Source organism: Phyllobacterium phragmitis (assembly GCF_002980495.1).
GTDB classification, from domain to species: domain Bacteria; phylum Pseudomonadota; class Alphaproteobacteria; order Rhizobiales; family Rhizobiaceae; genus Paramesorhizobium; species Paramesorhizobium phragmitis.
In genome coordinates this window covers 227,937-241,405 of the sequence record NZ_PVBR01000006.1, presented here as the reverse complement: position 1 = coordinate 241,405, position 13,469 = coordinate 227,937, and the positions used below count along the sequence as shown (strand labels likewise).

Below are 13,469 nucleotides of genomic sequence, written 5' to 3'. Positions count from 1 at the left end.
GTTTCCTTGTTATCGGAAAGCGTCCTGTGGACGCGGTGGAGCATTGTGGTCGGGTGCCGGGAGGGGGACAGGATGGCCACGGAGTTGCGATTTCTCACAGATGCCTATCAAGTTGAGATTCGCGGGACGATAAAAGCGATCAATGGCAATCTCGTCGTCCTTGACCGAACAGTCTACTATCCCGGGATTGGCGTAACGCCCCGCGATTGTGCGTCGCTAACCCGATTTGACGGCAATTCATTTTCCATTGTCCGTGGGGTTTGGATTGGGTCCGTTGCCCCCGAATTGGGCCACGTTCTTTCGGATGACGGGCACGGTCTGGCTCATGGGGACAGTGTGGTTGTCAGAATCGATCGGGCGCGGCGTCACACGTTGATGCGGACGCATACAGCCCTTCATGCCGTTTCGGCAGCGTTTCCGTTCAGAGTTGTCGGAGGACGGGTTGGGCTTGGCGAAGGCAGCATCGATTTCCTGGTCGACAGCACGGCTATGAGCACGTCGCTGTTGCAGCACCAAGTGCAACGATTGGTGGAGAAGCACCTTCCGGTCGAGAGCAGCTGGGCCGCTGCCAACGAAATCGATTTCGATGAGCGATCGCAGCCCTTTTCATGGCCCGGGCGGCCAGGATTCTATAGAACCGTGCAGATCGGCAGTCTCGGTAGGCTGACCTGCGACGGTCTTCATGTGCGGAACACAAGGGAGATAGGCTCTGTCGTGATAAAAGGCATCGTTCCGGTCGGCGACAACATCTACAGAATACCCATATCGCTGAACGAGCGTCGAGCTTTTCCGTTTCTTGCTCACGTAAACAGCCTCGCCCCCACAGCCGAACTATAATATGTCAGGCGTGCATGGCTTCGGGGGGTGACAATTTGTGGGCGATTTCCTCGACAAGATCATACCGTCGGTTCTGGCAATGTGCGAGGGATCTGATTGCGGCCGACCTATCCTGATCAAAAAGGGCGTTCACGAGGTTCGCCAGTTGGTCCAGAACTTCCCGAGCAGCTTCAGGTATCGTCAACTCAAGTTCGCGGAACTCTCGCGTGGCTTCATTGAAACGCCAAATCTCCTGCAGCATTTTCCGATTGCAGGAAAGTGCTGCGATTCTATCCCCAAGGTGCTCCTGGTAGATGGCGACCTCGAGTGCAAACTCGTCCGCAGGGGGCAATTCTGAGCCCGGCCGCCAAGTCTGGAGGATGCGTGGTATCTTTAGCCCGGATAACGTGAAACCGGCAATATTCTCGCGGAGACTGTATTCGAGGATTGCCCGCGCCATTCCGAACTCGTCTCGAAGAGAGTTGGCCACTGGTCTGGACATCGGGTCAGATTCTCTGTTCATCGAGATAGAAGATCCTTGTATTGTCTTTTTTGGGGGCTGAATTCACGGTTATTCGGCAAACAAATTAACGCTCTCCAGAGCAGCGAGATTCCCTTCTCTTACGAGTGTTGGGATCAATTCATGCTTCCTACGGAACTGCTGTTTGAGATTGGCGATAGCTGATTGTGCGTCTCCTGCCTCAAGCAACGTGACTAGCTCATTCATTGCTACCGCTGTTTCCTGGTGCCGTTTCTCGTTACGCATGTCGAGCTGCCTTACGTAGTGCGTACGATCGTTGAACTCCAGCATTTGCCGCTCCAACCGCTCATTGCCGATGAGCCCGGCGATGCGCTCATAGAGCAATTCGATGGTCTGGCATATTGAGCGCAACCGATCGGACACGCCCCATTGTGAGGTCGCCTGCGCACTGCCAACCCGCAGGCCAGTCGCCTCGAAGTGCGCTGTGCGGTTCTCTATGCAGTAGCAGGCTGTCATGAACGCAGCTTCATAGTCGTCCCGGACCTCCTGGGCCACCAACGGACGCGTCACGTAGCTTCTGTTGGAGTCCTTTGCGATAATTCTCTCGTTGGCCAGCAGGATCAGCGCTTCCCGAACCGGCGTGATGCTGACCCCGAACCGCTTTGCGACGCTCGCCATTTCCAAACGTGTGCCTGGAGGAAGCTTCTGAAGAACGAACAACGACTTCAGCTGCCCATATAGCTGACCGGCTTTACTGTTGTGTCCGGTGTCACTATCGCGTGCATCAGGTCCTTCCTCAAGCATACAAAAGCCTCCTCGCATCTTGCGCTGCGCCCGCCTGCGCCATCGCGAGAACAGTGCTTAACACGCGGAGAATGCCATTCTGGAATATATCTATAAATATATTCCTACTTATATTTATAGATGCATACTCTTTACTGAACGTTTGCAGCCACATCACACTTACGCTCACACTTCACGGAATACATTTTCCGATATATTCCGATACCACTTGATTACCTCAACTTTTTATTAGAACATTTCTCTATGAAGGAGGTGTGACAATGCTGAATTCTTCAACAGGAGAGATTCCGTCACAGGGAACAAAGCTCGCGCATGCCGATGAGGAACGACATGCGCGAGCGGCATCGGGGATCGCTGCGTTCATTCCGAAGAGCATCGGCCGCGTGGACGATCCGACCGATGCGTTGCGTCGGCTGATTACATCACCAGACCTGTCATTCCTGATGGAAGCGCATGATGGCCTGTCGGCCGCCATTGCACGACAGGCGGGATTTGCAGGGCTCTGGGCTTCAGGGCTCTCGATTTCGGCGAGCCTTGGCTATCGGGACGCCAACGAGGCGAGTTGGACCGATGTCGTCGAGGTGGTCGGCCGCATGGCCGATGCCAGTGGGCTGCCGATCCTGGTCGACGGCGACAGCGGCTTCGGCAATTTCAACAATGCCCGTTTGCTGGCTGCTAAGCTCCTGCAACGGGGAGCGGCCGGCGTCTGCCTGGAAGACAAAGGCTTCCCAAAGATGAATTCGTTCGTCGGCGATCGCCATCCCCTCGCTGACATTGATGAATTTTCGGGGCGCCTCAAGGCCGTGAAGGATACGACCGGAGACGATCTCATACTGGTTGCCCGGATCGAGGCGCTGATAGCGGGCTACGGCCTCGAGGAAGCGCTCATGCGCGCCGAAGCCTATGCGGCAGCCGGCGCGGATGCGATCCTGATCCATTCCCGCAAAAGCGTCCCCGACGAGATCCTGGCCTTTGCGGACCAATGGCAGAACAAGCTGCCAGTCGTGATCGTCCCGACGAAATATTACAAGACGCCGGTTGCAGCTTATCGCGACGCCGGCATCTCGACGGTTATCTGGGCGAACCATGCCATGCGCGCGGCCGTCGCCGGCATGCGTCAGATTTGCGGCCGGATTATCGCCGAGGAAAGCATCGCAGGCATCGAACCGGATGTTGCAACGCTCGACGAGGTTTTCCGCCTTCTCGGATATGACGAGCTGGCGGCCGCAGAAGAGCGATATCTGCCCAAACACGGCTGAACTGGCCGAACAGGCCAGCTCATTTCGACACAACGATAAACTAGCAGGAGGCGCACATGCTTGCGCAACGGACAGCCATGCTCAAAGGGTCGGGAACGGCGGCAGCGCGCGCCGCCGCAAAAGAGGCCTCTGACGCCGGTATTCAAGTGGTCGATCTGACAGCTGGCGAAATATGGACCGGCCTGGCGCCGACAATCCGTGATGGCGCGATTGCCGCAATCGACAAGGGCATCAACCGCTACACCGACACGATCGGGGTGATGGAATTGCGTGAGGCGCTTGCCCGCAAGCTGACCGCTGAAACCGGCCAGAACTGGGGAGCAAGCGAGATTGCGGTGACGACCGGCGCCAAGCAAGCTTTGTTTAATGCCGCCATGGTGCTGCTCAATCCGGGCGACGAGGTCATTATTCCCGCGCCCTACTGGACGACCTTTCCGGCACAGGTGCAGATCGCGGGCGGTGTGCCCGTTCATGTCGATACACGGGCCAACGGTTTCGTGCCTCGCATCGAAGATATTTCGGCCGCCGTCACCGCGCGGACACGGGCGATCGTCGTCAACACGCCGAACAATCCGACCGGTACGGTCTATGATGCGGCGCTCTTGCGCGCGCTTGGCGAGCTCGCGATTGAGCGCGACCTCTGGATCATCTTCGATGAGTGTTATCGGGATTTCATCCATACGGATGTTGGCCACCATCCGATCGTTTCGGTCATTCCAGAGGTGCGCTCTCGCACGGTGATCGTCAATGCCTTCAGCAAGGCACTCGCTCTGACCGGATGGCGGATCGGTTATCTCGCCGGACCGGACTATCTCGTTAGCGCCGTGAAGGCCCTGCAATCCCATACCACGTCGAATCCAAACGTGATCGCACAGCACGCGGCGTTGCACCATTTGCAGAACACAGACGGGTCATTCGAAGCGGGGCTGCAGAAGCAACTCTCCTCCGCCCGTGAGATCGGTATCAGGGTGCTTTCAGGGCTGTCTCGCATCCCGGTGCCGACAGCGATGGGTGGCTTCTATTTCTATCTCGACGTCAAGAACCTGGTCGCGCCTGAGCCGTGGAACCTCGTGATCGGCGATCGCGACGTCGATCTGCTGGTTCGCGAGCTGATCGCCAAGGCGGGCGTGGCGACGGTTTCCGGAACTGCCTTCGGGGATCCCTACGGCATGCGCCTTTCCTACGGCATTCCGCCGGATCGATTGCCGGAAGGCCTCGACCGCCTGGTCGAGTTTCTCAACGCCTGGAGCTATGGGGCTCCGCCCGAAGCCGAAATAAAAGAAAGGGAATTGTTATGACGATGCATTTTCCGACCAAGGCCGTGATATTGGCCGCTGGCTTCGGGTCCCGGCTTCGGCCGCTCACCGATCTGCGGCCCAAGCCGCTTGTTGAAGTGAATGGGACACCGATCCTGCACAACGCGTTGCGTAATCTCGAAGCGCTCGGTGTCGACGACGTCACGATCGTCGTTGGCTACCGGAAGGACGCCATCCAGTATTCCTGTGGCAGCCGGTTCGGCAATATTGCGATCAGCTATGTGGAGTCGAACGTCTTCGACAAGACGGGCAGTGCCTATTCGCTGTGGCTGGCCCGCCACGCGCTTCTATCGGGCGACACCTACCTGCTCGAAGGCGATGTCTTCTTCGAAATCGACGCACTGCGCAAACTGTCCCTCTATGAGACGGGCAACGTCGCGGCCGTGGCGCCATTCGACCGATCGATGGAAGGTTCAGCGGTAATTCTGAGCGACACCGGCAACATCGTCGAGGTGCGGATGAAGCAAACAGCGGAGAACCTCGTGGAAGGGCTCCCTCAGCTCTTCAAGACGATGAATCTCATCCGCTTTTCCGGCGATGATCTGCGCAAGATGATCGTTCCGTATCTGGACGATCTCATCAGTTGCGGCGCCGTGACATCCTATACTGAAGAGCTTCTTTCGCATCTGGTCGAGCGCAAGGGCCTCCAGATCGCGGCAGCCCGTTGCGATGACGTGCGGTGGTACGAGATCGACAGCGAGGCGGACCTTCGCATCGCCGAAGCGATGTTCATCACCGCCCGTGAGTTGGCCTGCTAGCGGATTTGCCAGGGAGGACGAGCATGCTTCGTTATTTGGTCGATCCGGCAAATGCCATCACGACGGCCGGGCTGATTTGCTCATCGCTGAGCCTGTACCTGGCTCTCGATGGTCAGATTGAACTGGCAGTCGCCGTCGCACTGTGGGCGGTCCTCGCCGACCACCTCGACGGCGTCGTGGCCGGTCGGACAGCGAACCGGCACCCGGACATGGCGAAGATGGGAAAGAGCCTCGATGGCTTCGGCGACCTGATCTATGGGGCGATCCTGCCGGCGGTTCTAATCCTGCAGCTGAACAGTGTCTCGCTGCTGTCGCTGTTTATAGCATCGGCGCTGCTGCTCGCCGGCGCCGTTCGATTGAGCTATTTCGCGAACTTCGGAAAGTCGGAGGATGGACGGTTTTTCGGCGTGCCACTCTCCTACGATATCCCGCTGCTGGCCGCCCTCGTCCTCATTCAGCCCATCGTACCGCAGGAGACGTTTCTGCCGATGATGAACTTCGTGTTCGCGGCGCTTGCCGTCGCCCATATCGCTCGAATTCGTGTGCCGTCGCCTAATCGCGTGATGTACGTAGCGATCACATCATTTGCTGTCGTCGCATCCACCCTCCTCCTGCAACGCGGAGCTTTTTAAACGGCCTGCCATACTATCCTCATGCCCCATCGGTTAATATCGGAGGTTATAAGATGAACGACAGGATTATTGATCTCTCACGGGCTGTTCCACCAGTAATACACGAACTCGAGACATCCCTTGCCGATCGTATTGCTTCCCGGCTCGTATTGCCGGGTGCTAACGGTCTTTTACGAACAAACCGTCCTCGAGGAACAGAAGAGGATCGCGTTACGGGATCAAAATGGTTATCGCAGCGTCTCGGAAGTGAACCTTCACCAGACAGGATTCTGGTAACAAACGGGACACTTAACATTCTTTTTCTACTGCTTAACCAACTCGTGGGGAAAGACGGAACACTGCTGACAGAAGAAATGACATATCCGAACATGCAAGCGTTGTCAGGAATGTTGGGCTTCCCAATTGTGGGCATACCGATGGACGAGCAAGGACTCGACCCCGTGGCTCTCGAGGAGGTTTGCCAACGCATCAACACACCAAAGGTACTCTACACCATTCCTACAATGCAGAACCCTACTGCTACTGTGATGCCTATTGGCCGTCGGGAACAGGTCGTAGGCATCGCAAGAAAATACGACGTAAAGATCATCGAAGACGACGCTCAGGCATTGATGATCGAGGACGCGCCACTCCCCCTCGCCACCTTCGCTCCTGAGCGGACGTGGTATGTTATGGGGCTTGCGAAGACTGTCGTGATGGGGCTGCGAGTCGCCTACTTGGCGACCCCGGATGTGTCCGGTACCGAGGCACTCATGTCGCGGTTCGGAAAGATGTCCATGTGGTTTGTTGCGGCATTGCAAGCGGAACTCGCGCACGCGTTGATTTCAAGTGGCGTAGCCGGACGAGCTACTGCAGCAATACGGGATATAGCAACCGAGCGGCGAAGAATTGTAGCAGAGATATTGGACCGCCCAGGTCTTCTTGCATTCCCGCGTGGGTTGCATGTTTGGGTACCGACTAGTCGAGATGCGGTCGATATCGCACAGCAAGCGCGGTCAGAAGGCGTCCTTGTCCGCCCTGGGAAGGAGTTTGCAGCCAAACCAGGCGAGAGCTCCACTATGAATGGCTTAAGGATTTCTTTCTGCGAAACCCGCGAGGAGAGAGATCTCCGTCAAGGGCTTGCCATAGTTGCCGCTCTACTCGATTGATGGCCCAGCAGCATGGCGGATCGTGAACTTCCCGGCATCCTCCTGCTGATCGCATCAGGCGTCGCATTCGTGACAATGGCGGCTATGATAAAAGCCGTCTCCTCCGATATGCCGATTTTTCAGATTGTATTCCTGCGGAGCTTACTAAGCCTGCCATTTTTTGTGCACTTTCTCTGGCCTGGATCGAAACGTATTCGCACTATTCTCACCTCTAAAGCACATTTTCTTCGCTCGTTCTTCGGATACACAAGCTTTCTATGTTATGCGGTCTGCTTAACAAACCTGCCCCTGTCCGTAACCGTCGCGCTTTTCTACACAACGCCGGTTTGGGCGTTGGTTTTGGGTGGTGCCCTCTTGCGCGAGCAGGTGACTAGCACTTTACTAAGTGTTGTATTGATCGGCATAGCAGGAGTGGTTTTGATAGTACAACCTACGATCGGAGACTCCAACATCTGGATTATACTTGGCCTTGTGGGGGCTGCTCTTGGAGCACTCGCCACGATGTCAGTTCGGATGCTAGCTCATGCAGATAGTCCAGTGAATGTCGCAGCAGGGTTCTTTGTCTGGAGTTCCGTCCTCGGGCTTCCTTTAGCTGTACTAGAGTGGACGTGGCCATCTCCTCGCGTTCTTGTTGTTTTGGTTTGCATTGGTGCATTGGCAGCGTTGGCGCAGCTATTCCTCTCGACGGGGTATTCTCTCACGAGACTAGCTCGCGGTGCTACTTTTGACTTTGTGCGTCTTCCTGCGAGCTTGGCCATTGGGATTCTATTGATAGGTGAGCGCCCCGACGTGCCAGCCATTATCGGGACGGTTCTAATTCTCCTCGGATCGTGGCTTTCGTTCATTTATGGAGCCGAGCAAGACCGTCGATGAATTCAATCGCTCAAATGCGAGAGAAAGGTCTTCCATGCAGACATCAGCGAGCGATGCACGGATGCCACGCTGTTGTTGATTTTGATTAACGGCATACTCGGAGGCACTCCTCACAAGAACGCCATACTGCGCAGCTTCTTCTCTCAAATCATTGCCTGTTCGCTCGGGATTATCGATCCACAAATGCAGGCCATTGCCTCGTACGAGTTCAGAACCGAGAAGCAATCTGTCCGCAAGTTCTTGTCGTCGGACCGCTTCCTCGCGAACACGCTCTAGCATCAGTTCAGCAGCACCGGACGCGATGATTTCATTCGTCAGTGAAGCAGCTACTGCTGACGAGTACCAGAAGGCCATATCGGAGTGGTCCTTTAGCGTATTGCGAATAGCGTCCGCACTAGGCGCAACAACATATGCTATGCGAAGACCAACAAAGAGGCATTTTGATAGCCCGGTCACTGTCCACGTTATATCGGGAGCCATTTCACTTAAGGGCGGAGGCGCAGCAAGCGGAATTAGTCCTTGCGCTTCGTCCTCAATGATTGGAACTCCGCCGCTGCGAGCTATCTGAATGATAGCTGTACGCCTACCTTCGGGCATGATGGTTGCGGTTGGGTTGTGGACTGTGGGTGTACAGTAGAGGATGCTTTTGGGGTGTTCCCTAGTCCTGTCTTCCAACGATCGAGGGACAATCCCGTCGGCGTCAGTCTCGACTCCGACTAGCCGCATACCGAGGATAGCTGCGACTTCTCGAATTTGGCGGTAGGCGAGTTCTTCGACAATAATCGTTGAACGTTCGGGGCGCATCGCGGACAGAAGTAGGAACAGAGCGTTTTGCGTTCCGCTGACGAGAAATACACGCTCTTCATCAACGGGTTCCACATATCGGCGCGAAAGAAAGTGGGATGCAAAGCGCCTGTCGTTTACTGTCCCCAGTTTGCGGTGCTGCCGCAGTTCGTCTGACGGCGACCAGGAGCGTTGGAGCCTATGCAACGCCTTCGCTATTTCCTGGTCGATATGCGGAATGACGGGTGAGGTGACGCGCCTTAAATCAATTCCTGCTTTCACTATGTTGCTCATCACTTTTGGACTGCCGTCTGCCTCCGCGCCGTTAAACGTCAGCAGCGCAGGCAGGCAAGCGGTTGATCTTTAAAGTTTGGGTATTGGTGTGTACTCTCCGTACGGTAGATCACATCTGTCGAATCTCACGTACAATTCTTTCGAGCGTGTCCTGTGGCGTGGCTTGGAGGCTGGCTTGGAAATCCAATTGATCCCGTACAACTTTATCTGCACGAGCTGGATTACTCACAGGGAAGCTCACCCATGGACCGAGGACTGCGAGTAGTGGCTCGATTGCATCGAAATGCGGTGTTGCTTCGAGTTCGGGAAGAAGGTCTGAATTCGCTCCCGATACTGCTGCACCCGGAATGAATCCAGTCTCCTTTAGGATCAACGATTGCACGTTCGGCTGCATTAGCGCGGCAATCATAGCCCACGCATGCTCTTGCAGTTGCGACTCAGATGCCATGATCGTTAAGGACCCACCGGAAGGTGGAATTCTCGCCGCCGGGACATTCCTGATTGGAAACGGCACTACTGCCATCTTGAAGTTGCCCTCGGCATGTTGTTCGAAGTACCGGAGGCGGCTGGTGGTATCTATGTGAATGCCAATCGCGCCGGCTGCGAACGCTTGGCGCGCATGCGACGGAGAAAGCGCGGCGCCCTTCCTAACTCTTGCAAACGAGCCTAGGATCTCCATTGCCTCCAGGCCTTCTTGCGTGTCAAAGGCAATATCTGTCCCATCCTCGTTGAGGATCCGACCTCCCAAACTTTCGATTAATGCCATGAACGTCCAGCTTCCATCAGTCGAATAGTTAAAATAGGCACCACCGCTCGGTGCATCTATTGCATCTGCATTCGAAATTATCTCATCCCAGGTCGATGGGAGACTATCTGGCCGTCCAAGCAAATCACAGTTGACGTAAACAACCGGTACCGAGAGAGAGAACGGGACACCATATTGTTTTCCATTGAATGAGCCGATCGGCGACGAGCTGCCAGATTCGGCGCTTGGCATAAAGGGATCAAGCGGGAAGATGTCACCCCTTGCAGCGAGCATTGCAATGTTGTTATGCGCATGAAGGGCAACAGTCGGCGACACTCCGACTATTTTGTTCCGTAATGATTTTTGAAGTGTATCCGTATAGTTTTCAGTCCAAATCGTTTCTATACTTGCACCGCTGTCCACTGTCCCAAGTGTGTCTAGACCTTGTTGCACTATGTTTTCATATAAACTCCGCGAGTCGATCATCATACTCAGTGGTTGATTAGCCCCCCGCGCTTGAGAAGTGAGTGAGCTGGCAAACAGCATAGAAGAACCGGCAATGAACGTGCGGCGATTGATTTTCATTTAGAAGACTCCTGGTCAGTTTATAAAGTCATTTGATCGCGCCAGTCGTTAACCCGCCGATGAACCAGCGTTGAGCTGTTAGAAACACCAGTGTAAGTGGGAATATAACGATGACGGTTGCGGCCATTAATGGGCCAAAGTCGATGCCTACTTCTTCATTTCGAAATGTGAGTATGCCGAGAGGTGGTGGCATTAGGTTCGCATCGCTGACTGCGATTAACGGCCAAAAGAGGCTGTTCCAGTGACTGACGACAGAGAAGATACCGAAAGCTATAGCCGCAGGCAGCGCCATGGGGATCATGATCTTCCAGACGATGCCGATTTCCGAATACCCGTCGAGCCGAGCAGCATGAACGACGTCGTCCGGGATCGTCTTGAAAAACTGCCGGAACAGAAAGATGCCAAAGGGCGAAACGACATACGGGAAGATCAAAGCCGCATAGGTGTTGAGGATTCCAATTTTGGCGCCAAAAATAAACAACGGCAGGGCCAGCACCTCGTGCGGTAGAAGCAGAGCAATCAACACCAGGGCGAAGAGCAGATCCCGGCCGGCGAACTCGAGCTTGGCGAGCGCATAAGCCGCCGGCGCACACACAGCAATTTGAAGCGCCAAGATGCTCGCGCAGACAATCACTCCGTTGAGCATGTAGCGGGGCAAGGGCGCCTGTGTGATCGCCTTGGTGTAATTTTCGATCCCATAGAACTGCTCCGGCCAGAACGAGAAGGAGGCGCGGAAGATCTCGCCGGGCGGCTTGATCGAAAGAGACACCATCCACACGAATGGAGCCAGGATCAGCGCAGCTGTAACGAGCAGAGCCGCATGACGGAGAATGGCAGCAGGAGCGGGAAAGATTCGGGTCATCATTGATAGTGAACCCTCCTGTCCATAACGCGCGCTTGGATCAGCGTCAGCGCGACGACGATGATGAGGAAGACGACCGCAACCGAAGCGCCGTAGCCGGTGCGCAAATATTGGAAGCTCTCGCGATAGAGAGTGAACAGCAGCATCTCGGACGCGTGCCCTGGCCCGCCTTGGGTCAGCACCTGCACGGTATCGAAAGTCTCGAACGCTTTCAGTGCCACGACGATGAAGACGAACATGAAGACCGGGCCGAGCATCGGCAGCGTGACGGTCCGCAGGCGGTCGAGCCAAAGATCGGCGCCGTCGACTTCAGCGGCATGGTAGAGGTCCTGCGGTATCGACTTCAGCCCCGCCAAAAACAGCACCATCGCGAAGCCAAGGTTCTGCCAGATGCCGATGGCGGCGAGGACGGGCAGCACAGTGCTTTCGTCACGTAGCCAGTTAGCCGTGGGCAGACCGAGGCCAGTAAGCGTCTGATTGACCAGGCCGATGGTCGGGTGGAGCAGGGCCTCCCAGGCGATCGCCATGGCCGTTAGCGTCGCCATGTAGGGCAGGAAATGGATAGCGCGGTAGAAGGCCCGGAAGGACTTGCCGCTCTCGATCAGCAGCGCGACCGCGAGGCCGAGAATGATCGTGCCTGGCACAACAATGGCGACATAGGCCACCGTGTTGAAGAGCGAGGCCCGAAAACCCGGATCCGCGAAGACCTCTTCGAAATTTTCCAGGCCGACGAAGGAAAGCGTGCTGGCCCCAAACTGCCAGTCGGTCAGCGCAATCACAAACACAGCAAGAACCGGCAAGAAAAACAGCACGATCAGCAGCGCGAGCGCCGGTCCGGCAAGCGTCCAGGCCGCGAGCATATCTGCGAGCTTGGTCGACCGACTGTTCGCCGAAGCCGGGGAGGCGCCGCGTTGGCGCGCCTCATGTTTCCGGTCGGGAAGCGACATGACGTCTCCCATCACGCAGTTTCCCGAATTGGCGTGACTCGGCTCTCGCTGATAGCAGTCTTCTGCAAACGATGGCCCGCCTCATCGAACAGCATCATCTGGGTTGGCTTCACGCCGACGACCAGTCTGTGACCGGAGCCAATATGAGGAGCCCGTTCGGCGTGCAGCCGGACGATCAATGGTTCATTCATGCCTTCGACGAGAAGGTGAACAAAGAGATCCGACCCCATATGCTCGATCAGATGAACCAACCCTTCGATCACGTTAGGAGCATCGGGCTGGGTAATCAGGCTGAATGCCTCCGGTCGGATGCCCACCGTGAGCTTCGTGCCGGGAGCAATGGACTCCGGCACGGAAAGCTTCGCTCCGGACGTCGCCATCAGGCCGCGCTCGATCACCGCGCCGTCCAGCGTGTTGATCTTCGGAGATCCAATGAACTCCGCGACGCGCCGATCATGAGGATCGGCATAAATGTCGCGCGGCGGGGCTACCTGGAGCAGTTCGCCATCGAGCATGACGGCCACTCGATCCGACAGCGTCATGGCCTCGGCCTGATCGTGGGTCACGTAAATGAACGTGACGCCAAGCCGCTTATGGAGTTCCTTGATTTCGGCCCGCATCTGAACACGCAGCTTGGCGTCGAGATTGGAAAGCGGCTCGTCCATCAGGAACACGGCTGGCTCGCGCACCATCGCGCGACCGACGGCGACACGCTGGCGCTGCCCGCCCGAGAGCTGCCCGGGCTTGCGCGCCAACAGGTGATCGATACCGAGGGCCGCCGCGGTCCTTGAAACCTCGGAGTCGATTTCTGCCAGGGTGGGGCGTGTGCCCGGCAACAGCTTGCCGATAAGCGGCAGACGCTGCCATGAGTTCAGCCGGCGCATACGCAAGGGGACCGCCATATTCCCGGCGACCGTCATGTGCGGATAGAGGGCGTAGGACTGGAACACCATCGCAACGTCTCGACGCTTGGGACGAAGATCGTCGACCTGGCGGTCGCCGATGCGCACCGAGCCGCCGTCTTGCCGTTCCAGACCGGCCAGGATTCTCAGGAGCGTCGATTTTCCGCAGCCCGAAGGGCCGAGCAGGGTGAGAAATTCGCCGCTCTCGATCGAAAGCGACACATCGCGCAACACCTGGGTGGCACCGTAGGACTTGCGGATGTG

The 13,469-nt window shown here is 56.4% G+C and carries 14 protein-coding genes and 1 pseudogene; 7 read left to right on the top strand and 8 right to left on the bottom strand.

The window, feature by feature from the left end; translation table 11 throughout:
- Positions 1-72 precede the first annotated feature (72 nt).
- Positions 73-837, top strand: coding sequence for an alanyl-tRNA editing protein (locus tag C5748_RS10665; RefSeq protein WP_105741913.1), 765 nt, complete (start codon positions 73-75; stop codon positions 835-837).
- A gap of 4 nt (positions 838-841) precedes the next feature.
- Here C5748_RS10665 and C5748_RS10660 read toward each other — a convergent pair whose 3' ends face one another.
- Both C5748_RS10660 and C5748_RS10655 read right to left on the bottom strand, forming a co-directional pair.
- Positions 842-1,339 carry a hypothetical protein gene (locus C5748_RS10660; RefSeq protein WP_146119504.1) on the bottom strand — a complete coding sequence of 166 codons (498 nt, stop codon included), beginning with the start codon at positions 1,337-1,339 and terminating at the stop codon, positions 842-844.
- Positions 1,340-1,387: 48 nt separating this feature from the next.
- Positions 1,388-2,101 (bottom strand): GntR family transcriptional regulator, encoded by a 714-nt coding sequence (locus C5748_RS10655; protein WP_158259842.1) that lies wholly within the window; start codon positions 2,099-2,101, stop codon positions 1,388-1,390.
- A 260-nt stretch (positions 2,102-2,361) separates the two neighbouring features.
- On the opposite strand from C5748_RS10655, the gene aepX reads away from it, so the two are divergent.
- The 6 genes from aepX to C5748_RS10625 are packed head-to-tail and all read left to right on the top strand — an operon-like array spanning position 2,362 to position 8,087.
- A complete protein-coding gene (aepX, locus tag C5748_RS10650) occupies positions 2,362-3,360 on the top strand; it encodes a phosphoenolpyruvate mutase (RefSeq protein WP_105741910.1) in 999 nt (332 codons plus the stop codon).
- A gap of 56 nt (positions 3,361-3,416) precedes the next feature.
- On the top strand, positions 3,417-4,658 hold the full coding sequence (locus C5748_RS10645; RefSeq protein ID WP_105741909.1) for an aminotransferase class I/II-fold pyridoxal phosphate-dependent enzyme: 1,242 nt from the start codon (positions 3,417-3,419) through the stop codon (positions 4,656-4,658).
- Complete coding sequence (locus C5748_RS10640) at positions 4,655-5,434, top strand: phosphocholine cytidylyltransferase family protein (protein WP_105741908.1); 780 nt, start codon at positions 4,655-4,657, stop codon at positions 5,432-5,434. Before C5748_RS10645 ends, C5748_RS10640 begins: the two co-directional genes overlap by 4 nt.
- Positions 5,435-5,457: 23 nt before the next feature.
- Positions 5,458-6,066: a CDP-alcohol phosphatidyltransferase family protein gene (locus C5748_RS10635; RefSeq protein ID WP_105741907.1), complete on the top strand. Its 609-nt coding sequence runs from the start codon at positions 5,458-5,460 to the stop codon at positions 6,064-6,066.
- A gap of 53 nt (positions 6,067-6,119) precedes the next feature.
- On the top strand, positions 6,120-7,214 hold the full coding sequence (locus C5748_RS10630; protein ID WP_105741906.1) for an aminotransferase-like domain-containing protein: 1,095 nt from the start codon (positions 6,120-6,122) through the stop codon (positions 7,212-7,214).
- A gap of 12 nt (positions 7,215-7,226) precedes the next feature.
- A complete protein-coding gene (locus C5748_RS10625; protein WP_105741905.1) occupies positions 7,227-8,087 on the top strand; it encodes a DMT family transporter in 861 nt (286 codons plus the stop codon).
- Here C5748_RS10625 and C5748_RS10620 read toward each other — a convergent pair.
- The 6 genes and pseudogenes from C5748_RS10620 to C5748_RS29465 all read right to left on the bottom strand — a co-directional run.
- Entirely contained in the window at positions 8,028-9,164 is a 1,137-nt protein-coding gene (locus C5748_RS10620; RefSeq protein WP_105741904.1) for an aminotransferase-like domain-containing protein, read from the bottom strand. The genes C5748_RS10625 and C5748_RS10620 overlap by 60 nt on opposite strands.
- Positions 9,165-9,273: 109 nt before the next feature.
- Positions 9,274-10,494: an extracellular solute-binding protein gene (locus tag C5748_RS10615; protein ID WP_105741903.1), complete on the bottom strand. Its 1,221-nt coding sequence runs from the start codon at positions 10,492-10,494 to the stop codon at positions 9,274-9,276.
- 28 nt (positions 10,495-10,522) lie between these two features.
- A complete protein-coding gene (locus C5748_RS10610; protein ID WP_105741902.1) occupies positions 10,523-11,359 on the bottom strand; it encodes a carbohydrate ABC transporter permease in 837 nt (278 codons plus the stop codon).
- Complete coding sequence (locus tag C5748_RS10605; protein WP_105741901.1) at positions 11,356-12,315, bottom strand: carbohydrate ABC transporter permease; 960 nt, start codon at positions 12,313-12,315, stop codon at positions 11,356-11,358. Before C5748_RS10605 ends, C5748_RS10610 begins: the two co-directional genes overlap by 4 nt.
- Complete coding sequence (locus C5748_RS29470; protein ID WP_425350237.1) at positions 12,315-12,818, bottom strand: TOBE domain-containing protein; 504 nt, start codon at positions 12,816-12,818, stop codon at positions 12,315-12,317. The genes C5748_RS10605 and C5748_RS29470 overlap by 1 nt, the downstream gene beginning before the upstream one ends.
- A gap of 147 nt (positions 12,819-12,965) precedes the next feature.
- A pseudogene (locus C5748_RS29465) lies at positions 12,966-13,424 on the bottom strand (ABC transporter ATP-binding protein); the annotation flags it as partial.
- Positions 13,425-13,469: the final 45 nt, after the last annotated feature.